Origin of the sequence: Actinopolymorpha alba DSM 45243 (assembly GCF_000373925.1) — a bacterium.
In the GTDB taxonomy this organism is placed as follows: domain Bacteria; phylum Actinomycetota; class Actinomycetes; order Propionibacteriales; family Actinopolymorphaceae; genus Actinopolymorpha; species Actinopolymorpha alba.
Genome location: NZ_KB892760.1, coordinates 21,533 through 43,667 on the forward strand (window position 1 = coordinate 21,533; position 22,135 = coordinate 43,667).

General features: G+C 66.9%; 19 protein-coding genes. 9 read left to right on the top strand and 10 right to left on the bottom strand.

Annotated elements, in window-relative coordinates; translation table 11 throughout:
* Positions 1–91 precede the first annotated feature (91 nt).
* Positions 92–1,315, top strand: a complete 1,224-nt coding sequence (locus B141_RS0119820; RefSeq protein WP_020576925.1) for an NADP-dependent isocitrate dehydrogenase — start codon at positions 92–94, stop codon at positions 1,313–1,315.
* Positions 1,316–1,697: 382 nt separating this feature from the next.
* On the opposite strand, the gene B141_RS0119825 is transcribed toward B141_RS0119820, so the two are convergent.
* Positions 1,698–3,134: an arylsulfatase gene (locus tag B141_RS0119825; RefSeq protein WP_020576926.1), complete on the bottom strand. Its 1,437-nt coding sequence runs from the start codon at positions 3,132–3,134 to the stop codon at positions 1,698–1,700.
* 179 nt (positions 3,135–3,313) lie between these two features.
* On the opposite strand from B141_RS0119825, the gene B141_RS0119830 reads away from it, so the two are divergent.
* Complete coding sequence (locus B141_RS0119830) at positions 3,314–4,102, top strand: TerC family protein (RefSeq protein WP_020576927.1); 789 nt, start codon at positions 3,314–3,316, stop codon at positions 4,100–4,102.
* A gap of 45 nt (positions 4,103–4,147) precedes the next feature.
* On the opposite strand, the gene B141_RS0119835 is transcribed toward B141_RS0119830, so the two are convergent.
* The 5 genes from B141_RS0119835 to B141_RS0119855 are packed head-to-tail and all read right to left on the bottom strand — an operon-like array spanning position 4,148 to position 9,423.
* A complete protein-coding gene (locus B141_RS0119835; protein ID WP_020576928.1) occupies positions 4,148–5,242 on the bottom strand; it encodes a mandelate racemase/muconate lactonizing enzyme family protein in 1,095 nt (364 codons plus the stop codon).
* An 8-nt stretch (positions 5,243–5,250) separates the two neighbouring features.
* Complete coding sequence (locus B141_RS0119840; protein ID WP_020576929.1) at positions 5,251–6,213, bottom strand: dihydrodipicolinate synthase family protein; 963 nt, start codon at positions 6,211–6,213, stop codon at positions 5,251–5,253.
* Positions 6,214–6,251: 38 nt separating this feature from the next.
* Entirely contained in the window at positions 6,252–7,133 is an 882-nt protein-coding gene (locus tag B141_RS0119845) for a carbohydrate ABC transporter permease (protein WP_020576930.1), read from the bottom strand.
* 33 nt (positions 7,134–7,166) lie between these two features.
* Complete coding sequence (locus tag B141_RS0119850; protein WP_020576931.1) at positions 7,167–8,135, bottom strand: carbohydrate ABC transporter permease; 969 nt, start codon at positions 8,133–8,135, stop codon at positions 7,167–7,169.
* Positions 8,122–9,423 (bottom strand): ABC transporter substrate-binding protein, encoded by a 1,302-nt coding sequence (locus B141_RS0119855; RefSeq protein ID WP_020576932.1) that lies wholly within the window; start codon positions 9,421–9,423, stop codon positions 8,122–8,124. The genes B141_RS0119850 and B141_RS0119855 overlap by 14 nt, the downstream gene beginning before the upstream one ends.
* Positions 9,424–9,676: 253 nt before the next feature.
* Between B141_RS0119855 and B141_RS41635 the strand changes: the two genes are divergently transcribed.
* From B141_RS41635 to B141_RS41640, 6 genes are all read left to right on the top strand, one after another.
* Positions 9,677–10,513, top strand: coding sequence for an IclR family transcriptional regulator (locus tag B141_RS41635; RefSeq protein WP_020576933.1), 837 nt, complete (start codon positions 9,677–9,679; stop codon positions 10,511–10,513).
* Positions 10,514–10,609: 96 nt separating this feature from the next.
* A complete protein-coding gene (locus B141_RS0119865) occupies positions 10,610–11,536 on the top strand; it encodes a carbohydrate ABC transporter permease (protein WP_020576934.1) in 927 nt (308 codons plus the stop codon).
* Between the two features lie 12 nt (positions 11,537–11,548).
* Positions 11,549–12,454, top strand: coding sequence for a carbohydrate ABC transporter permease (locus tag B141_RS0119870; RefSeq protein ID WP_020576935.1), 906 nt, complete (start codon positions 11,549–11,551; stop codon positions 12,452–12,454).
* A 44-nt stretch (positions 12,455–12,498) separates the two neighbouring features.
* The gene (locus tag B141_RS0119875) at positions 12,499–13,797 is read left to right on the top strand and encodes an ABC transporter substrate-binding protein (RefSeq protein WP_020576936.1); all 1,299 of its coding nucleotides are present in this window, start codon (positions 12,499–12,501) and stop codon (positions 13,795–13,797) included.
* A gap of 30 nt (positions 13,798–13,827) precedes the next feature.
* On the top strand, positions 13,828–14,919 hold the full coding sequence (locus tag B141_RS0119880) for a mandelate racemase/muconate lactonizing enzyme family protein (protein WP_020576937.1): 1,092 nt from the start codon (positions 13,828–13,830) through the stop codon (positions 14,917–14,919).
* Between the two features lie 57 nt (positions 14,920–14,976).
* A complete protein-coding gene (locus tag B141_RS41640) occupies positions 14,977–16,038 on the top strand; it encodes a mandelate racemase/muconate lactonizing enzyme family protein (RefSeq protein WP_084678392.1) in 1,062 nt (353 codons plus the stop codon).
* Here the strand turns inward: B141_RS41640 and B141_RS0119890 are convergent.
* Genes B141_RS0119890 through galT form a run of 4 tightly spaced genes read right to left on the bottom strand, consistent with a single transcriptional unit; the run spans position 16,025 to position 20,325 of the window.
* On the bottom strand, positions 16,025–17,023 hold the full coding sequence (locus tag B141_RS0119890; RefSeq protein WP_026257394.1) for a formylglycine-generating enzyme family protein: 999 nt from the start codon (positions 17,021–17,023) through the stop codon (positions 16,025–16,027). The genes B141_RS41640 and B141_RS0119890 overlap by 14 nt on opposite strands.
* A 19-nt stretch (positions 17,024–17,042) precedes the next feature.
* Positions 17,043–18,182, bottom strand: a complete 1,140-nt coding sequence (gene galK / locus B141_RS0119895) for a galactokinase (protein ID WP_020576940.1) — start codon at positions 18,180–18,182, stop codon at positions 17,043–17,045.
* Positions 18,179–19,189 (bottom strand): UDP-glucose 4-epimerase GalE, encoded by a 1,011-nt coding sequence (galE, locus tag B141_RS0119900; RefSeq protein WP_020576941.1) that lies wholly within the window; start codon positions 19,187–19,189, stop codon positions 18,179–18,181. Before galE ends, galK begins: the two co-directional genes overlap by 4 nt.
* Before the next feature lie 14 nt (positions 19,190–19,203).
* On the bottom strand, positions 19,204–20,325 hold the full coding sequence (gene galT, locus B141_RS0119905; protein WP_020576942.1) for a galactose-1-phosphate uridylyltransferase: 1,122 nt from the start codon (positions 20,323–20,325) through the stop codon (positions 19,204–19,206).
* A gap of 250 nt (positions 20,326–20,575) precedes the next feature.
* Between galT and B141_RS0119910 the strand changes: the two genes are divergently transcribed.
* Positions 20,576–22,024, top strand: a complete 1,449-nt coding sequence (locus tag B141_RS0119910) for a hemolysin family protein (protein ID WP_020576943.1) — start codon at positions 20,576–20,578, stop codon at positions 22,022–22,024.
* The last annotated feature ends 111 nt before the right edge of the window (positions 22,025–22,135 follow it).

Below are 22,135 nucleotides of genomic sequence, written 5' to 3' on the forward strand. Positions count from 1 at the left end.
CGCCCGCAACTGCCGGAGTACCAGAAAGCCTGGACCACGCAACCTGTCCCCCTGCGGGGCTCCGCCCCGCTCCCGGCCGGAGGAGCCACCCTTGTCCAAGATCACCGTCAAGAACCCCGTCGTCGAACTCGATGGCGACGAGATGACCCGCGTCATCTGGAAAGAGATCAAAGAGCAGCTGATCCTGCCCTATCTCGATGTTCAGCTCGACTACTACGACCTTGGTATCGAGCACCGTGACGCGACCGACGACCAGGTGACCGTCGACGCGGCGAACGCCATCAAGCGACACGGCGTCGGCGTCAAGTGCGCGACGATCACGCCGGACGAGGCACGGGTCGAGGAGTTCGGCCTGAAGAAGATGTGGCGCTCGCCGAACGGCACGATCCGTAACATCCTCGGCGGGGTCGTCTTCCGTGAGCCGATCATCATCGATAACGTCCCCCGGCTCGTGCCCGGCTGGACCAAGCCGATCATCATCGGCCGGCACGCGCACGGCGACCAGTACAAAGCGACCGACTTCGTCGTTCCCGGCCCCGGCACGCTCACCGTCACCTACACCCCGGCGGACGGCAGCGCGCCGATGGAGTTCGAGGTCGCGAAGTACCCCACCGGTGGCGTCGCGATGGCGATGTACAACTACGACGACTCGATCCGCGACTTCGCCCGGGCCTCGCTCAACTACGGCCTCCAGCGCGGATTCCCGGTCTACCTCTCGACGAAGAACACCATCCTCAAGGCGTACGACGGTCGCTTCAAGGACCTCTTCGCCGAGGTGTTCGAGTCGGAGTTCAAGGACAAGTTCGAGCAGGCCGGCATCACCTACGAGCACCGGCTGATCGACGACATGGTGGCGCAGGCCCTCAAGTGGGAGGGCGGGTTCGTCTGGGCGGCCAAGAACTACGACGGTGACGTGCAGTCCGACACCGTGGCGCAGGGTTTCGGCTCGCTCGGGTTGATGACCAGCGTGCTGCTGACGCCCGACGGCAAGACCGTGGAGGCCGAGGCGGCGCACGGCACGGTGACGCGGCACTACCGGCAGTGGCAGAAGGGCCAGAAGACCTCCACCAACCCGATCGCGTCGATCTTCGCGTGGACGCGCGGCCTCGCCCACCGTGGGAAGTTGGACGGTACGCCTGAGGTGAGCGAGTTCGCCCGCACGCTGGAGCAGGTCTGCATCGAGACGGTCGAGTCCGGCAAGATGACGAAGGACCTCGCGTTGCTCGTCGGTGACGACACGCCCTGGCTGACCACCGACGAGTTCCTGGGTGCCCTTGCCGACAACCTCGCCGCCAAGGCGAAGGCCGCCAACTAAGAGGTCGCACGACCTCTGGGCAGCACCCCCGAAATCAGGACCGCGCCCACCGGCTGGGTTTGCGAAGCGCTTCCAAGGCGCCGGTCAGACCCAGCTCGGTGGGCGCGGTCGTACGTGGAGGGGCATGAGTCGACTGCAGGTCGTCCCGTAAGCCATCCAGAATGTGGACGGCTCGATGATCGGGTTCGAGTGTCGCTCACTATGTGAGATCGCTCGCGAGGTTGCCGTGACTTGACGGAGGAGCTTCGGTCCACGAAGTTGATCAACGGTGCTGGTTCGGGCGTTTGCCGCTGAAGGTGTCCGGTTCGACCACCGTTGATCCACTTCGCTCGACGAAGAACCGAACCGTCGCAGCACCGTAGAAGGCGAGCGGCAGCGGTCGTCAGCGGGGGAGGAGTGTCAACGGCGGCCTGCCGGGCACAAGCAAGCCGTCCTTGACATAGCCCTCCGGCCGGTCGCGCAGCTCGTCAACCAGGGCTTGCCGCCACCGCGCCAGGTCGTCGGAGTACGACGGATTGTCAACCAGGTCACGGAGCTCGTGCGGGTCGGCTACCAGGTCGAACAGCTGCTCGCGCCCCGGGCCGGACTGCCAGACGTACTTCTGCCGCCCGTCGGTCAACCACTGCAGCGACTGGCCGAGCAGAGCGTGTTCCCCATGCAGGTAGGGACGCCAGTCGCCCGCCGGCTCACCTGCGGCCAGGCTGAGTACGCTACGCCCCTCGACACCCGGAGGGATCGCGACGCCGGCGCAGTCGAGCAGCGTGGGCATCACGTCTCGGAGCTCGACCACCTCGTCCCGGCGTACGTTCTCACCGGTCCGCGGTCCCGCCAACAGGAACGGGATTCGCGCGGAACCCTCGTAAGGAAAGCCCTTCCGGAAGAGATGGTGGTCGCCGAGCATCTCGCCGTGGTCGGAGACGAAGCAGACGTAGGTGTTGTCGGCCAGCTCGAACTCGGACAGCGCCTCCAGGAAGCGGTTGATCTGCAGGTCGATGTGCGCCATGTGCCCGTAGTAGCCGGCGCGGGCGCGCTGGAGGATCCGCGGCGGGAACTGAGCGACGAACGGGTCGTGGCGGTGGTCCTGCCGATGTTCGGCGTACTGCTCCCACCAGTCGCCGACCGGCGGGTCGTACTGCGGAGCGTCGAGATACTGCTCGAACGCCCATGCTGGCGGGTCGAACGGCGGATGCGGCCGGTGGAACGACAGGTAGAGAAAGAACGGCACCGTAGGGTCGCGGCGGTAGAGCCAGGAGATCGCCTGGGTGCCGAGCCAGCTTGTCGGATGGAGCGCCTCGTCCTTGTCCCAGGGGCGCGCGACGTAGGAGTTGCAGTTGACGCCGTTGTCGACGTAGTCGGCGACCGCGCTCTGACCCGCCTGGGCACGCAGCCAGGGGATGTAGTCGTCGTACGACTCGACGGCCTGCGACCGGCGGCGATTGTGGTGCAGGTAACCGTCGTGGAGGAGTACGTCGTCGAATCCGATGCGGCCACGGACCGGGGAGTAGTGCATCTTCCCGATCGCCTGGGTCTGGTAGCCGTTCGCGCGGAGCACGCCGGGCAGCGTCGTCTCGACGTCGAAGGGCACGCCGTCCTGGTACCCCACCCGGCGGTGGCCGGTCTGCGACAGACCCGTCATCAGGGCCATCCGGGCGGGTACGCACGTGGGCGTTGCGGAATAGGCGCGGGAGAACCGCGCGCCGCGGAGCGCCAGCTGGTCAAGGTGCGGCGTGTGGAGGACCGGGTGCCCCTCGATGGACAGGCAGTCGCCGCGCCACTGGTCGACGCAGATGAGCACGAGGTTCGGCCGGTCGGTGGTCATGGGTTGTGCCTCCTGGCGAAGTGGGAGATGCCATCGAAATCAGGACGAACGGGAACCCCGCGCTCGCCCGGAGCGTTGGGCCGGGCAAGCCGACCTGGCAGCCCGCTGCTCACCGGTCGGCTTTGTCACGTTGGCGCACGCTCGATGTCTGACAAGGAGAGAGACGAGCCTTGGGTGCTGTGGACCTGCTGATGAGCCCTGAGATCTGGATCGCCTTCGCGACCCTGCTGTTGCTCGAGGTCGTCCTCGGCGTCGACAACGTCATCTTCATCTCGATCCTTGCCGGGCGGCTTCCCCAACACCAGCAGGCGAGGGCGCGCACTGTCGGGTTGGTGTTGGCGCTGGTGACCCGGCTGGCGTTGCTCGCCTCATTGTCGTGGGTCATCGGACTCACTGACCCGCTCTTTTCCGTGCTCGGACAGGAGATTTCCGGACGCGACATCATCCTCATCGTCGGTGGGCTCTTCCTGCTCGGCAAGGCCACCTATGAGATCCACGAGAATCTCGAAGGAGGCGAGCACACGAGTGGCCGGCGGGTCGCGTCGTTCGGTGCCGTCATCGCGCAGATCGTCATTCTCGACCTGGTGTTCTCGCTCGACTCGGTGATCACCGCTGTCGGGATGGTGGACGAGCTCGCCGTCATGGTCGCGGCGGTCGTGGTGGCGATGGTCATCATGCTCGCGTCCGCGGGTGCGATCAGTGCCTTCGTCAACCGGCATCCGACCGTCAAGATGCTCGCTCTGGCGTTCCTGCTCCTCATCGGCGGCAGCCTGGTGGCCGAGGGATTCGACCAGCACATCCCCAAGGGGTACGTCTACGGCCCGATCGCCTTCTCGATCTTCGTGGAGTTCCTCAACCTTCGCGTGCGGGCCAAGCGGGCGAGCAAAGCGCCCGTCCACCTCCACCAGAAGTACTCCGCCGAGGACGACGACCGTACGCCCACGAGCGCCGCCACCGAGCGGGGATAGCTCGGCGGCGGCACACGCAAGCATGCAGGCGTGCAGACGGCATCGTCAGGTGGCCGTCGAGACCTCCCGGTGGGCGTTACGCAGGAAGTACGGCGTCACCTCAACACCCCAGCCGGGAGCCGTCGGCACCGGCACGGCACCGTCGACGACTTCGAGGGCGGGCTCGTAGATCCCGCGGGTCCACTGCGTGTCCTCGATGCTCCACTCGTGGTACTGAAAGCAAGCCGGCATTGACGCCGCGAGGTGGAGGGTGAAGACCTGCAGCATCGACTGGTTGGCGCAGTGTGGTGTGCAGGGGATGCCGGCGTCCTCGGCCATCCGGGCGACGCGGCGGGCGCGGGCCACGCCGCCGATGTAGCCGATGTCTGGTTGGACGATATCGACGGCGTTCATCTGGATCATCCGGCGGAACTGCACGAGGGAGTTGTCCTGCTCGCCGCCGGCTACCGGGATGTCGAGCGCCGCGGCCACCTGGGCGGTGTTCTCCAACAACGGGTAAGGGCAGGGTTCCTCGAAGTGGAAGTAGCCGTTGTCCTCGAGGATCCGCCCTACTCGGATCGCCCGGGAGACCGAGAACCCGCTGTTGGCGTCGGCATGGATGTGGAAGTCGTCGCCCATCGCCGTGCGGATGTGTGGAATCAGTTTCTCGGTCCGTCCCGGTGAGGCATCCCGGTCGTCCGCCATCACGTCGCCGATCCTGATCTTCGCGCAGCGAAAACCGTGCTCCTCGCGAAGGCGCAGCAGCCGCTCCGCCTCGGCCTCGGGGGTGATCGACCGGCTCATGCTGGACGCGTACATCGGGACGGCGTCACGGACCTGCCCACCGAGCAGCTTGTAGACCGGCTGGCCCGTCACCTTGCCGAGCAGGTCCCACAGCGCGGTGTCCATCCCGCACAGGGCGCGATAGAGAAACGAGCTGGGAAACTTGTACTCGCCACGAACGCAGCGTTCGACCAGTGCCTCGAGGTCCCACGGATCCTGGCCGAGGAAGTACGCCGCGGCCATCTCGTGCAGCGCCCGGACCGTGAGGCCCGCCCGATAGGGCGAGGTCTGACCGATCCCTTCGGCTCCGTCGTTCGTACGTATCCGTACGATCGCCACTTGGTCGGCAAGGAATGTCTCGATGCTCTCGATCTTCACGGTTGTCCTCACGCACCTTTCCGGGCTTCGTGACCTCGTCGATCCTCGTTGAGTCGCGCGGCGATCGGAAGTGCGGACGTGGCGAGGTGGTGTTGTTCGGGCGCGTTCAAAGGCATCGCCGGCGCCGCGACCGCGGATGAGGTGAGCTGACCGAGTTCGGTCATGACCCACTTGAGGGCGGCTATCGACGCGATCCACTCGGTGCGGCCTGGTATCTGAAGGGCTTGTACGAGGGCGACGATGTCACGTTGATGGGAACGCACCGCCGTCCAGTCCTGACGGGTGGCCGCCTGCCACAAGCCGACGAACGTGTGCGGGATCAGGTTCACCAACGTGCACACCGCTCCGTGTCCCCCGGCGAAAAGGCTCACGTCGACGAGCGACTCCACGCCCATGAAGAAGCGAAACGGTAGGCCCGCGGCATCCACCTGGTGGATGAGGCCGCGGTACCACGAGAAGTCGCCGCCGGTGTCCTTGATGCCGACGGCGGCGCCCTCGTGCGCGAGCCGCAGGACGGTCTCGTGTTCCAGGCCCACCTTCACCATCTGGGGGAGGTTGTAGAGAAGGAGTGGGACGGTCGATGCTCTCGCCAACTCCTGGTAATGGCGGCCGATCTCGATTGGACTGAAGCTCGCGTAATAGGGCGCTACGGCACCGATGTGCGTGGCTCCCGCCGTGACCGCGGCCTCTGCATGGCCGATGGCAAGTCTCGTGGACGTGTCGCCCACATGTGCGACCACTTGGCCGCGGCCACGCACCACGTCGGCGACCTCGCGCACGACGGCCGCGCGTTCGCCGGCCGTGAGGCTGTGTAGCTCGCCGGTCGAGCCGTTCACCCAGATTCCGTTGACGCCGGATTCGAGAATGGAGCTGGTCAGCTCGCGCAGTTTGTCGAAGTCGGCCTCGCCATCCGGGGTCATCGGGAGAACGATCGGAACGAGTATCCCCCGTAGGCCCTCTTCTCCGTCCACCGTTCTTTCCTCTCTGGTTGGGTTGCGATGCGTACGGCCTACGCCTTCAGGCCGGTCGAGGCGAGGCCGGCGATGAAGTAACGCTGGCAGAACACGAAGACCAGCAATACCGGCACGATCGTCACCGTGGCCGCGGCCATCAGCGCACTCACCTGCGTGAAGAACTGTCCCTGGAACAACGCCAGCGCGACCGGAAGAGTCTGGAGTTCCGGGCTGTTGATGAAGATCAACGGGCCAAGGAGGTCGTTCCAGGACTCCACGAAGGTGAAGATGCCGATCGCGGCGAGGGCCGGTTTGGCAAGGGGCAGCATGATGCGCCAATAGACGGTGAAGGTCCCCGCGCCGTCGATCTTCGCCGCGTCCTCCAACTCCTGGGGTAGGGCCTTGAAGAACTGCCGCATCAGGAAGGTCCCGAAGATCGGAGTGAATGCCCGCGGGACCCACAGCGGATACTGCGTGTCAAGCCAGCCGTAGTCCCGAAAGACGATGTACTGCGGGATGAGATAGGCGACATGAGGAATCAACGCGCTGCCGATCAGAACGAGGAAGAGCGCGTCCCGGCCCGGAAACCGCAGGCGGGCAAAGGCATAGCCGGCCAGGGGAGCGGTCACCAGGAGTCCGCCGACGCTGAGAGCCGCGACCTTTACGCTGTTGAGGAAGTACGGCAGGATCACCGGCCAGGCCTGGACGTAGTTGGCGAACGTCACCGTGCTCGGAAGGAACCGCGGCGGAACGGTGAGGATGTCCGCCTCCGGCTTGACGGATGAGCTCACCATCCAGATCAGCGGAAGCAGGAAACCCAGCGCCAGCAGGCTCATCGCGAGGTAGTAGCTGACGGTCGCCGCGCGGTCGAGCACGGACTTCCAGGAGGTGGCCGCGCCGACTGAGCGGCCAGGAGTTGGACCGGTCGTCACCGACATCGCTGGTGTTCTCCCCTCGCCTCACGAGTGGATTCAGTCGTAATGCACCCAGCGGCGCTGGAGCTTCCACTGGAGAAGTGTGCCGGCCGCGATCACGACGAACATGATCCAGGCCATCGCGCTGGCGTAGCCGACCTTCCCGGCCCCGAAGGCCGTTTGGTAGAGATTCAGCATGAACAGGTTGGTGGCGTTGTTGGGCCCGCCCTGTGTCATCACGAAGACGATGCCGAATGCCTGGAAGGAGGCGATGAACTGCGTGATGAGCACAAAGAAGGTCGAGGGTGTGAGCAGGGGCAACGTGACGTGCCAGAGTCGGCGCCAGGCGGATGCCCCGTCGACCTTGGCGGCGGCGTACAACGCTTCGGGAATGGTCTGGAGTCCGGCCAGGAAGACCACCATCGGATATCCGATTCCCTGCCACACACTCGCCACGATGAGTGCGACCATCGCCCATCCGGGCTCGGCCAGCCAGGACACGCCCCTGACACCGACGCCTGCGAGCAGGCCGTTCAGAACGCCGTTGTCCGGTGCGTAGAACCAATACCAGACGAAGCCCACGGCGACGGAGTTGGCGACGAAGGGCACGAAGTACGCCAATCTGAAGACCGCCATACCGCGCAACCTGCGATTGCAGAGCAGCGCCAGAGAGAGCGCGAGGATGGTCGTGAGTGGAATGACACCCAGCATGAAGAGGAGGGTGTTCCCAACGACCTTGTGGAAGCGCTCGTCGCTGAACAGCAGGTTGAGGTAGTTCTGCAACCCGACGAAACGTCGTGCGGAGATGCCGTCCCATTCCGTGAGCGACGTGTAGGTCGTGATCAGGATCGGGTACAGCTGGAACACCGCGATCCCACCGAGGACAGGGGCGATGAAGAGGTAGCCGTACACCGCCTCCCTGCGCGCGGCCAATCCACGCCTGGGCCCGTGCCGGGGCTTCTGGCCAGGTGTCGAGGTGGGGCTCATCATCTGGGCCGTCATGGCGACCCGCTCAGCCGCTTCCACGCATGGCGTTCTCGACCTGCTGGCGCAGCGGGGGGAGTACGTCGGACGCGGCGGCCTTGCAGTTGTAGACGTCGTCGAGTGCTGGCCGGTAGATGTTCTTGGCTCCCTCGGCACCTTTGATCTTGCCGGGAAGGGCGGAGTGTTCGGCGGCGTCCACGAACAATCCGACGTGTGCCGGTGGCTTGTCGTTGGGCTTGAGCAACGCGGCCGCTTCGCGTGCGCCGGGGACGAAGAAGTTGGTCTTCGCGAAGAGCGCGGCTCCTTCGCCTTCGGAAAGGAAACGAAGGAGATCCCAGGCGGCGTCGGGATTGGCGGCGCGTTTCGGGATGCACCAGGTGAGTTGGCTTCCGTAGGTCATCTGCTTCTTGATCGCCGGCACCGGAGCGATATCCCATTCGAAGTTCTTGACGTTCTGGCTCGCGTACGCCGTGAAGGTGGAGGTGGACTCGATCATGGCGAGTTGCCCGCCGACGAACATCTGGTTCGCGCGGTCGGGCTGTTTCAGGGTGGTCCACTGAGGTTGGACACGCTGCTCGCAGCTCAGGTCGGCGACTCGCTGGACCGCCTCGATGGCGGCCGGGTCGGCCAGAGCGAACTTCTTTCCGTCGGCAGAGAAGGGGCCCTCGCCGCCGTTGTTGACCGGATGGATGATCTCGTATCCGGAGTCCTGGAGTAGTGCGGCGCCCCATCGACCGTCCGGCGTGGTGAGCTGCCGGGCGCGGTCCAGGAAGTCGTCCCACGTCCAGCCATCCGCGGTCCAGGTCGTGGGTGGTAGAGGAACCTTCGCCCGCTCGAACATCGTGCGGTTGTAGAAGATCACCCGGGGCTGGATTCCCACGCTCCACGCGGGAAAGCTGCCGTCGGCCTGGCGGCCCATCTCGTAGACGACCGGGAAGTAGGTGCTGGGTTCCAGCTTGTCGCGTTTGAGGTACGTCCTCAGATCCAGCAGCTGGCCGGTCGCGGCGTAGGTGGGAATGTTGTCGTCGTCGACCCGCATGAGGTCGGGCGGGTTTCCCGAACCCAGAAGCGCCCGCGTCTTCGCCCAGTAGTTGGTCATCGTGGGCGTGTACTGAATCTTCACCTGGATGCCGGTCTTTTCGGTGAACCGGTCGAAGGCTTGGTTCCACGGTGTTCCGGTTGGGGGATCCCAGTTGAGGACCGTCAGGTCCTTTGTCGACGAACGATCGCTGCCACCGCAGGCGGTGGCGAATGAGGCCGTGGCCAGCGATCCAGCGAGGAGGGCAAGGTCCTTGAGGACCCGTCGGCGGTTTGGTACTGGCAGTGTCATGGCGACCGTCCCTTGGAGGGTAGGGAGTTCGCTACTGATCCAGAAGTCCCGGCGAGGGCGGGGCGTACCGGGCTATCCGATGCATTCGCATCTCCAGTTTTCGCATATGCGAATGGAATTTCTCTATGCGAATACACGTTGATGGTAAGCATCGGTGTCGACGGCAGGCAAGGGCGCCCCCGTGCGCTCGGGTGGCCGGAGTCGGGCACCATGCCATGACGTGGATCCGGCAGTCAGGTGATGGAGGTGAGTCGTGGCGGCGTTCGACGACGCGTCGGGAGAGAAGGCGTCGGCTTCGCGGTTTCGTCCGGTGAAGTCGGCTGATCGGGTTCTTGCCATCCTCGAATGGCTTGCGGCACAGGGCGGCCGGCAGAGTCTCAGCGAGATCAGTCGCGGGCTTGGCATTCCGGTGAGCAGCTTGCACGCGATCCTGCGGACCATGGAGCGGCGAGGGTGGCTGGAGGCGGATGAGACGGGAATCCGCTTCGGTATCGGAGTCGAGGCCCTCCGGGTCGGTTCGTCGTACGCTCGGACCGACGACGTGCTGGTCCGAGCCGAACCCGTCCTCGACTGGCTCAGCGAAGAGACCGGCGAGACGGTGCACTACGGCCGGCTCGAGGGTGCGCACATCGTCTATCTCGCCAAACGCGAGTCGCGGCACCCGCTGCGTATTTACTCCGCCATCGGGCGCCGGATTCCCGCACACGCGGCCGCTCTTGGCAAGGCGATCCTGGCCGGACACAGCGATGCTGAGGTTCGATCGATCCTGACGGCGCCACTTCTGACGCTGACGAAGCGGACGCGCACCAGCATCGAGGCTCTGTCGAAGGATCTCGCCCGGACGCGGCGCATCGGCTACGCGACGGAAACCGAGGAAAGTGACCAGGGCCTCGGCTGTGTCGCGGTCGCGGTCCCTGATCGCCTGCCGCCGCGGGACGCCATTTCACTCGCGGTTCCCACGGCCCGCCTCAGTGCGGCGCGGACTCGCGAGCTCGCCGAACTCCTCCTTCGGGCGCAACAGATGCTTGCGGAGCGGCTCGCCTCGCCACGGCCAAGTACGGACAGTGGCTTCCTCCGCGATCTGGAGTAGACCTACTCTGACACCGATCCTCAGATAAGAAATGCCTTCACATACATGAAAACGATCCAGTGCCGATGAGCGCTCGCGACGCGATTGTGGAAGGCCATGACAACCGAGGTTCACGTCCCCTCGCGCATCGTGAAGGGGAGTCCGCGTAGCCGCCGCCGAGGCGGGTTCACCGGGTGGTTGTACGTCGGTCCGGTGATCCTGGGTGTGATCGCGTTTCAGTTCCTTCCGGTCTTCATCTCGCTCTACGCGTCGCTCACGGACTGGACCGGCCTCACGCCGCCAAGGTTCGCCGGTGTGTCCAACTACGTCGAGCTTCTGACCAGGGACCCGTTGTTCTGGTTGACCCTCAGGAACACCGCGGTTTTCACTGTGGGCAGCGTCGTTCTCAGCATCGCTGTCGGTCTGGCGCTCGCGGTTCTCGGCAACCAGAAGGTGCCTGGAATCAGCATCTTCAAGGCCGCGTTCTTCGCCCCAGTGGTGACGAACGCGGTCGCGGTGGGATTCGTGTGGTTCTGGCTTTACCAGCCGCAGGAAGGGCTCATCAATGGGTATCTCGCCGAACTCCACATCCAGGGACCTGCCTGGCTGACGAGTAACCGATGGGCGATGGTGGCGGTCATCATTGTCGCCGTGTGGCAGGGCGTGGGCTATCCGATGCTCATCCTGCTGGCTGGTCTGCAGGGAATCCCCGAGTCACTCCACGAGGCGGCAACGGTGGACGGTGCGTCGGCGTGGTCGAGGTTCTGGAAGATCACGCTGCCGCTCCTCACCCCGACGTTGTTCTTCTTGCTGGTCACGCAGTTCATCACGTCGTTCCAGGTGTTCGGGATCATCTTCGTGATGACACATGGAGGCCCGGCGAACGCCACGAACGTCTACATCTACCAGATCTATCAGAGCGCGTTCTCCTACGGACGGCTCGGATATGCCGCGGCGATGGGATGGATTCTCTTCGTCATCGTCGGTGTCGTCACGTTCTTTCAGTGGAAGCTCGAGAAACGCTGGGTGTTCTACGGCGAGTAAGGCTGAGGTCGGATGCTGGAGACCGTGAGCGCGTCCCGGCACGCCGCCGGTGCGGGCACCGGCGGCCGCGGGTCGCCGGCGACAACGCGCAACCGGCGTGTCCGCCGAGCCGCCAGGCGACTGCTTCTGTACGCGGTCCTGCTCGCTCTCGGGTGGGCCTTCGTCCTGCCCATGGTCTGGATGCTCGGCGCCTCGCTCAAGCCTGAGAACGAGGTCATGGTGGTGCCGCCGGATCTGCTTCCGTCGGTCCCGCAGTGGGCCAACTACGTGGCTGCGGCGGACGCGGTGCTGCCCTTCTTCTGGAACAGCGCCAAGCTCGCCCTGCTCAACGTGGCGTTCCTGCTGCTCTTCGCCTCGCTGGCGGGCTTTGGGTTTGCCCGGCTGGAATTCCGTGGCAAGAATGTCGCGTTCGCCGCGCTGCTTGCCACCGCGATGATCCCAGGCATCGTCTACCTGATCCCGCAGTACATCATGTACCGCCAGATCGGCTGGATCGACACACATTACCCGTTGTGGGTGCCGAAGGTTCTGACGCCGGTGTTCGGGACGTTCCTCCTTCGCCAGGCGTTCAGAACAATTCCTCGTGAGCTTGAGGAGGCGGCCGCCATCGACGGTGCCTCGACCTTCACCGTCTATTGGCGCATCATGCTTCCCCAGGTCAAGCCGGCCCTTGCGGCGGTGGGTGTCCTCACGTTCCTGGAGTCGTGGAACGACCTCTTCGGTCCGCTGATCTTCGTCAACTCCCAGCACCTTCAGACTCTCCCCGTCGCACTCGCGCTCTTTCAGGGTGAGTACTTCACCCAGACAAACCTGATGATGGCCGCGGCCACGATCTCGGTCGTTCCGCCGCTGGTGTTGTTCGTGCTCGCGCAGAAGTACTTCGTGCAGGGCGTCACCATGACGGGTCTGCGCGGCTGAAGTCTTCGAGCCAGTCGCTCCATGACGTCGAGAGTGGAGGGGTCATGTTCACACGGCGGAGCTTTCTAAGGACGTCGGCGGCCGTTGCCGCCACCGGGCTCGCCGGTGCCGCGGGATGCGGCGGGGGCGGGTCCACCTCTGCCGACGATGGCATCACGTTTCTCAACTGGGATCCGGTCGAGAAGGGCACGCCGCTGGCCAACGCGGTGAGGGCTTTCCAGAAGGGGTCCGGGGTGAAGGTGGCCATCCAGCCGGCACCGAGCTCCGACTATGACACGAAGCTTCTGACGATCATGGCGTCTGGATCGCCCCCTGACGCGATCAGGATCAACGATGACTTCGTGCTGGGGTACTCCCAGCAGGATCAGCTGCTCGACCTGAACCCCTACATCAAGCGGGACGGGCTGAAGGAGTCCGACTATTTCGAGCATCCCTTCACGTTTCCGATCCAGTCGGACGGCCGGCACACCGCCTGGGCTTCGGGTACGCAGCCGAACATGGTCTTCTACAACGTCGATGCGTTCAGGGAGGCGGGACTCCCGTTGCCGCCGACGACCTGGAGCGACGAGAACTGGCAGTGGGAGGACTTCCTCGCCGCGGCCACGAAGCTGACCATTCCGGGCAAGCGCTGGGGTGTGCTGGTCTTCGACGACACGAGTTCTGAGACGACGTTCACGGTCAACAACGGCACCGACGGGATCTACTCCAAGGACGGTAAGCGATTCACGTTGGCGGATCCTGCTAGTGCCGAAGGAATCCAGTGGCTGGCGGACCTGTCGTTGAAGCACAAGGTCCAGCCGCCCTGGTCGACGATCCAGGCAGGTTCGGGAAATCCCAACTATGCGCTCTCGTTGTTCGCGACGGGCAAGGTCGCGATGATGACGAGGAACTTCGGTGCGGCGTCGTACCTCCGCCAGAACATCAAGGACTTCACCTGGGATCTCGCTCCCATTCCGGCCCGAAAGAGCCAGCAGACGATCAGCACGTTGATCGTCTGGGCCATACCGGCGAAGGCCAAGCATCCTGACCAGGCCTGGAAGCTGTTGCGCTCGTTCACCGACCCGGAGGGTGCGCAGGAACTCGCGGAGCAGCAGAACCTTGTCCCGGCGAGCAGGCAGGCAGCCACGCTGCTGGAGAAGGCGGGAGCGACACCAGAGCATCTCCCGCTCGTGATCGCGGCGACCGAGCACGGTGTCAACGAAAACTTCAGCCCGCATATCCAGCAGGCGCGGGCGATCTACCGGCCTCAGCTGGATCTCATCTATACCGGTCAGAAGTCCGCCGCCGACGCCCTGGGCGAGGTCAGGGACCGGGTGGAGCAAGCGCTGGCCGGGCGCCGCTAGTCAGCGAACCGAAGACATGGAAGGGGAATCATGCGGATCACGCGGGTCGAGTCGATCGTGCTTCTCGGGCGCTTTCAGCTGGTGAGGGTGCACACCGACGAGGGCGTCACGGGAGTCGGTGAGGTCAGCCCGATGAACGTCGCGGTCACGCACACGTTGGTCGAGAAGGCGCTCGCCCCGCTCGTGGTGGGTGAGGACCCGGCAAACATCGAACGGCTATGGCATCTGATGTACCACAAGCCATACAAGCTGGGTCCGATGGGCGCACAGCTGGAGGCCATCGCCGGGATCGACATCGCCCTGTGGGACATCGCCGGCAAGGTCGCGGGCAAACCGGTGTATGACTTGCTGGGTGGGAAGTTCCGCGAGGCGCCGGAGGTCTACGCCAGCTCGATGCGCCGCGACATGACGCCGAAGGAAGAAGCGGCCCGCGCCGTGGGCTTTCAGGAAGAGGGCTATCGGGCGTACAAAATCCACTCGGCCTCGCCCTGGATGTACGACGACGGGTTCGACCAGACTCTCGACACGGTGCGCGAGATGCGGGCGGCGGTGGGAGAGGACTTCGACATCCTGGTGGACGTCAACAACTCCTATTACCCCCACACCGCGACCAGGATCGCGCGGGCCCTCGAGGACTACCGCGTCTGGCATTTCGAGGAGCCACTCGCGGCGCACGACTACGACGGTTACGCCGCACTCGCGGCGGCGGTGGACATCCCGATCGCGGCGGGCGAGCAGGAGTACACCCGGTGGCAGTTCAGGGACCTGATCCTGCGCGCGCAGGTGGACATCCTCCAGCCCGACGTCATCAAGTGCGGCGGTATCACGGAATTCAAGAAGATCGCCGCGCTGGCCCAGACGTTCAACAAGCCCATCACCGTCCACAACACCCAACCCACGATCGGAACGCTGGCACACCTGCATCTGTGGATGAGCACCCCCAACTGCGTTTACCCGCAGGAGTACAACATCGAGCCGCACCCGCTGCGAGACGAGTGGCCGATCTGGCAGGAACCGGTGCTGGTCGAGAATGGTCGCATGCGTGCGCCTGAGCGACCCGGTCTCGGCGTGGACCTGGACGAGGACGTCGTACGCCGGCTCGCGGATGCCAGCGCGTCCTGAACAGCGGGTGAGGCCCGAGTTGTCATAGGTTTCTCGGCTAAGAAGGCGCCTGAAAGGATGAGGAATCTCGTGCACATCAAGGAAGTTCGGGTCGAGTACGCTCGGCGCCCGCACGCGGAGCGCCCGATCCGTGATGCGTTGCAGACGTTGAGCGGCGGCGGCCACGTGGCTGTCGAGGTGATCGCGGATGACGGCCTGGTGGGGCAGGCGACGACGTCGTTCGGTCGCGGTGACGGTGCGCCGCACACACTGGCGGTCCTCATCGAGGAGGAGTTGGCGCCGAAGGTCGTCGGCCAGGACGCCGAGCGGATCGGCCAGATCATCGAGTCGCTCAAGGCGGAGACGGAATACCACGGCACCGATGGGATCGCGACGTTCGGGATCAGCGTGCTCGACGTTGCCCTGTGGGACCTACTCGGGAAGGCGCACGGGGTTCCGACCTACCAGCTCTGGGGCGCCTACCGTGACCGCATCCCGGCGTACGCGATGGTGGGCTGGTCCAACTACTCGGTCGACGAACTCCGTCGCCAGTGTGTCCTGGCAGTGGAGGAAGGCTTCCGGGGCGTGAAGCTCAAGGCAGGTGCGCCGACTCTGGAGGAGGACGTGCACCGGATCGAGAGTGTGCGCGCCGAAATCGGGCCTGACATAAAGATCATGGTCGATGCCAACCAGGTCTTGACAGTCAACGAGGCGCTCCGTCGTGGCGAGGCCTTCGGGGACCTTGGGGTGGGATGGTTCGAAGAACCCCTGCGGGCCGACGACATCGACGGGTACGCCGAGCTGACCCGGCGGCTCCGGATACCGGTCGCGACCGGCGAGAACCTCTACGGAGCAAGGGCATTCCGGCGGTTCTTCGAGCGGCGGGCCATCGGAATCGTGCAGCCGGACCTGCGTCGCGCCGGTGGACCGACGGAGATCCGTGCGATCGGGGCGCTGGCGGCGGCGTTCGACGTTCCGTACGCATCCCACGGCGGCGGTCCCGCCGCGCTGAGCCTCCTGCTGTGCGCGCCCTCTGCGATCTGGCTCGAGACGGGGCTCAGGGCTTCACCGGAGGCATTCCCGAGGCTCGAGGACGGCTGCGCGCTCGCGCCGGCAGGGCCCGGATTCAGTTGGGAGTAGCGGTTGCCGGAAGGTCCGCGGCGCAGCGGAAGCCGGTGTTGCCGGTGGAGCTGTCCGGGGTGTTGCTGGTGCGGGCCGCGACGCGGTACCGGTTGCAGTACGACGCGTGGCACAGGTAGCTGCCGCCGCGCATCACCCGGGCCACACCGGTCGCTGGCCCGGCCGGATCGACCCGTGTCTCGCGACTCTCAGCCACGTGCCAGTCGGTGCTCCACCAGTCCTGGCACCATTCCCAGACGTTCCCGGCCACCTCGTACAACCCGAACCCGTTGGGGGCGAAGGACTTCACGGGTGCGGTCCCGACGTGCCCGTCCTCGGCCGTGTTGACGCGGGGGAACTGGCCCTGCCAGATGTTCGCCCGGAAGCGTCCGCGCGGGGTGAGCTCATCGCCCCAGGCGTACGTCGCGTGCGGGAGGCCACCACGGGCGGCGCGCTCCCACTCCGCCTCGGTGGGCAGCCGCTTGCCGGCCCAGCGGGCGTACGCATAGGCGTCCCGCCAGGAGACGTGGACGACGGGATGCTGGGGACGGGTCGTGACGTCGGACCCCGGGCCCTCCGGCGTACGCCAGGACGCGCCCTCCACCGCGCGCCACCACGGCGCCCCCGGGACCGACGCGTCCATCACGTGCCGTCGCTGGGCTGGACCGATGAAGAGGTGGAACACGAACGACCACCCGAACCGCTCGGCGTCGCTGACCCACCCCGTGGCCCGGACGAACGCCGCGAACTGCCGGTTGGTCACCGCGGTCGCGTCGAGGAGGTACGGCGTGAGCTGGATGGTCCGGACCGGACCCTCGCCGTCCTCGGGGAAGGCGTCGGGATCGTCGCCGCCCATGAGGAAATCCCCGCCCGGGATCGCGACCATGCCGCGGGCCGCTTCGCGTGGGTCCCGGTGGGGCACCTCGAACCCCAGCTCCGGCACCGGATCGGCCCCATGGTCAGCTGGCGCCTCTCGTCCCGCAGACGGTCCACAGCAGCTCGACATCAGCGGCAACCCCCGCGGCCTAGACCAACCGCCGTGCGCCAGCCGAGGCCTGGGCGACGAACGGCGCCGGAGCCGCGAAGCCCGACGCGGCGAAGGTGTCGGCCACCCGGCCCGCGACCACCTCGATGGCGTCGGCCTCGACCAGTGCGATGACGCAGCCACCGAAACCGCCGCCGGTCATCCGCGCGCCCAGGGCACCAGCCGACAGCGCGGCGTCGACGGCGGTGTCGAGTTCGGGCACGGTGACCTCGTAGTCGTCGCGGAGGGACTCGTGCGACGCGGTGAGGAGCGGGCCGATCTCCCGGGTGGAGCCAGCGCGGAGGAGGGTGACGGTCTGCAGGACCCGCGCGTCCTCGGTCACCACATGCCGGACCCGCCGCCGGGCAACCTCGTCAGGGAGCCGGTCGAGGGCGCCCTTGAGATGGTCGGGCTCGATGTCGCGCAGGGCCGGCACCCCGAGCGCTGCGGCGGCCTCCTCGCAGGTACGCCGGCGAGCGGCGTACTCACCGTCGACCAGCCGGTGCGGCGCGCGGGTGTCGATCACGAGGAGCGCCAGGCCGTCGGCGCCGAGGTCCAACGGCACCTGCTCGGTCTGGAGCGTGCGGGTGTCGAGGAAGAGCGCGTGGTCGCGGACGCAGAGGAGCGAGGCGGACTGGTCCATGATGCCGCACGGCATGCCGACGAAGTCGTTCTCTGCCTTCTGGGCAAGGCGGGCGAGCGTGGAGGGTTCGATCGCGAGGTCATGGAGTTCGGTCGCGGCCAGGGCGGTCGAGCACTCCAGCGCGGCTGAGGACGACAGGCCCGCCCCGAGGGGGACGTCCCCGTCGACGAGGATGTCCATCCCGCCGACCTCGTGTCCGGCCGCGCGCAGGGACCACACGGTGCCCGCGACGTACGCCGCCCACCCGGTGACCGAGCCCGGCGTCAGGGTGTCCACGGGCACCTCGATCCGGCCCTCGGCCTGCAGGGAAGCCATCCGCAGCAGACCGTCCGACCGGGTTGACGCGGCGGCGACCACGCCCTGGGGGAGCGCGAGCGGGAGGACGAACCCGTCGTTGTAGTCGGTGTGCTCGCCGATCAGGTTGACCCTGCCGGGCGCCGCCCACACCCCGTCCGGTGCGGTGCCGAACGCCGACTCGAACGCGTCACGGAGGTTCACTGCTGCCCGCCTTCGGAGGTGGCTTTGTTCGTGGAGTCGTTGTACGTGGAGCCAATTCCGGCTCGCCGCTGCCGGAACGCCCAGGCGTCGGCGACCATGCTGTCAAGGGAGCGTTGCGGTGACCAGCCGAGTTCGGTGCGGGCGCGGTCGTACGACGCCACCAGAGACGGCGGGTCACCTGGCCGGCGCGGGCTCTCCACCACCGGGACGGCGTGACCGGTGATCCGGCGTACCGCGTCGAGGACCTCGCGCACCGTCGAACCGGCGCTGGTGCCGAGGTTGCAGACCAGATGCCGGCCCGGCGTTGCCGCGTCCAACGCCCGCAGGTGTGCGTCGGCGAGGTCGACCACGTGCAGGTAGTCGCGGACCGCCGTGCCGTCCCGCGTGGGGTAGTCGGTGCCGAAGACCCGCGCGTGCGGGACCTCCCCAGCCGCGACCGCGAGCAGGTTGGGAATGAGGTGCGTCTCGGGATCATGTCGCTCGCCGTAGCGGCCGTAAGCCCCAGCGACATTGAAATACCGCAGGCTGACCGCCGCCAGATCGTATGCCCGCGCCTCGCCCTCGAGCATCCGGTCGACCGCGAGCTTCGAGGCGCCGTAGGGGTTTGTCGGCACCGGGGGAGTGTCCTCGGTGATCGGCATCGTGGCCGGCGCGCCGTACGTCGCGGCCGTCGAGGAGAACACGATCCGGCGTACGCCGTGCTCCCGCATGGCGTCGAGCAGCGCCAGCGTGCCGCCGACGTTGGTCCGCCAGTAGAGATCCGGCTTCTGGACCGACTCGGCGACCAGTGACTTGGCGGCGAAGTGCAGCACGCCGTCGTACGACCCGTCGAGCACCTCCGCGGCCCTGTCAACCCCGGCTTGCACGAAGCTCGCACCGTCGGGGACGCCGTCGAGGTGCCCGGTCGACAGGTCGTCGAGCACGGTGACGTCGTGGCCCGCCTCGACCAGCAGTGCTCCCACGATGCCACCGATGTAGCCCGCGCCGCCGACGACGAGCAGCTTCATGATCCGCTTCTCCTTCACCGCGGGGCGCCGTCGACGTCGATCGCGTCAACCAGGTCGCGCAGCCGGGCCGCGACGTCCTCGGGGCGTACGTCGTTGATCCAGACACCCATCGCCGACTCCGACCCCGCGAGGTACTTCAGCTTGTTGGCCGCCCGCCGGATCGAGAAGACCTCGAGGTGCAGGGCGGCGAGGTCCCGGCCCACCCGCACCGGCGCCTGATGCCACGCGGAGATGTACGGCAGGGCCACCCCGCCATCGAAGTACCTGTCGCAGGCGCGGAGCAGGCGGAGGTAGAGGGGCCCGAAGTCGTCGCGTTCGGCGTCGGTGAGCGCGGGCAGGTCGGGCACCCGTCGGCGCGGATAGAGGTGGACCTCGACCGGCCACCGGGCGGCCGCCGGGACGAACGCCGTCCAGTACTCCGTCTCCGCCACGACCCGGACTCCGGCGGTCCGCTCAGCCGCCAGGACGTCCTCGAACAGGTTGCGCGACGTCCGGCCCGCGTACGCCTCCGCCGAGGCGAGCATGCGCTGGGTCCGCGGTGTCACGAAGGGGTAGCCGTAGATCTGGCCGTGCGGGTGGTGCAGGGTGACGCCGATCTCCTCGCCGCGGTTCTCGAAGCAGAACACCTGCTCCACGCCGGGCAGGTCGCTGAGCTCGAGGGTGCGGTCGACCCACGCCTCCATCACCGTGCGTACCCGCGACGGCGTGAGCGACCCGAACGACGTGCCGTGGTCAGAGGTGAAGCAGACCACCTCGCAGCGCCCGATGCCGGGTCGCCGGGCGAACAGCTCGGCCCCGTCCACCGTCGGGCCCACCACCGCCGGCGCGTCCATCGACAGCGAGGGGAAGCGGTTCTCGAAGACCGCGACGTCGTACGCGCTCGCCGGGATCTCGGACGGCCGCCCCGGACGGGACGGGCAGAGCGGGCACTGGTCGGCCGGCGGCAGGAAGGTACGCGTCTGCCGGTGCGAGGCGAGCGCCACCCACTCGTCCATCACCGCGTCGTAGCGCAGCTCCGAGCCGCCGGAACGGGCGGGAAGGTCCCGCTCGTCGACCGCGTCGCGCACCACGTCGTCGGCCTCGTCGAAGTAGATCAGCTCGCGCCCGTCGGCCAGTCGAGTCGTCGTCTTCTTCATGCCTGCCCGCAATCTCCCTGCCCGCCAGCCACGCGCCGTGGGACCAGCGACGAGCCGCCCGGACATGCCCGACGCAACCAATCCGGCCGCGCGTACGTCGGAGAAACCCTAGCGTCGCGTCACCGAGCTGGTTCCGGAGCGGTGCGCCGGCCTGAAGGGAGTCGTTAGTCTTGGGCTCATGGCGAAGACCCGCCGTCCTGGTTGGGATACAGGACGCCCGCGCGACCTCTGAGCGGGCGGTGAAACACCCATGAACGACGTTCTGGCCGATATCGGACTGGCCCTGATCTTCGTCCTTATCGGCGGCGTGTTCGCCGCGGCGGAGATGGCGCTCGTCTCGCTGCGGGAGGGCCAGGTCAAGAGCCTCGCCCAGCGCGGCAAGCGCGGGGCCCGGGTCGCGCACCTGACGAGAGACCCCAATCAGTTCCTCTCCTCGGTGCAGATCGGCGTCACCCTGTCCGGCTTCCTCGCCTCCGCGTTCGCCGGCGCCAGCCTGTCGGCGAACCTCGCGCCGGTGCTCCGCGGGCTCGGCGTACCCCGCGGCATCGCCCAGCCGGTCGCGCTGATCCTGATCACGATCGCGGTGTCGTACGTTTCGATCGTCGTGGGTGAGCTGGCGGCGAAGCGGCTCGCGCTGCAGCGGGCCGAGACGTTCTCGCTGGCGCTGGGCCCGCTCGTCGACCGGATCGCCCGGCTGTGCCGACCCATCATCTGGTTCCTGTCGAAGTCGACCAACGTCGTCGTCCGCCTCCTCGGCGGTGATCCCAACCTCGGGCGCGAGCAGATGTCTGATGAGGAGCTGCGTGAGCTCGTCTCAGGCCACGAGACTCTCGGCGTGGAGGAGCGCGCGATCGTCGACGAGGTCTTCCGGGCCGGCAGCCGGCAGCTGCGTGAGGTGATGATGCCGCGGACCGAGGTGGACTTCCTCGACGCGTCGACGCCGGTCTACAAGACCGTGAAGCTGGTCAGCGAGCGGCCGCACTCCCGCTATCCGGTCACTCGGGAGTCGGCTGACGACGTGGTGGGGTTCGTCCACGTCCGCGACCTGCTCGACCCCGACATGGCCACGCGTTCGGTCCGGGTAGGTGACCTGGCCCGCGAGGTGCTGTTCCTGCCGGGCACCAAGCGTGTCCTCCCCGCCCTGTCAGAGATGCGCGCGACCCGCAACCACCTCGCGATCGTGCTCGACGAGTACGGCGGTACGGCTGGCATCGTGACGCTCGAAGACCTGGTGGAGGAGCTGGTCGGCGATATCCAGGACGAGTACGACACGGTGGCGGAGGCGTCGTCGCGGCGGCTTCTGTCCGGCGAGATCGAGGTGGATGGCCGGCTCGGCCTGGACGACTTCGCCGAGGAGACCGGGGTCGCCATTCCTGACGGGCCGTACGAAACCGTGGCCGGCTTCGTGATCGCCCGCCTCGGCCACCTGCCCGCGGTCGGTGAGTACGTCGACGTCGACGGGCACAGGTTCACGATCACCGAGCTGGACGGGCGCCGGGTGGCCCGGTTGCGGTTCGCTCCCCGGCCGCCCGAAGATTCGACAGGGGCCGAGGACACGGCCGCGACACCGGCGGCCGAGCGGGGTCCGGCGGCGTCGCGGGATCCGGTGTCGGAGCCCGATCGGGAGCACCCGGCGACCGCGGGACGACCCGACCCGGGAGCCGATGACGAGGAGGCCCGGTCGGTCGGCCAGCGGTGAGCGAGGTCGCTCGCGGACGGCGCGCCGCCCGGCCCGCCGGAATGATCACGTATACGTGGTCATTACCTGCTTCGCATGGTGCCGATGCCATGTGAGGCATGCAATGACCAC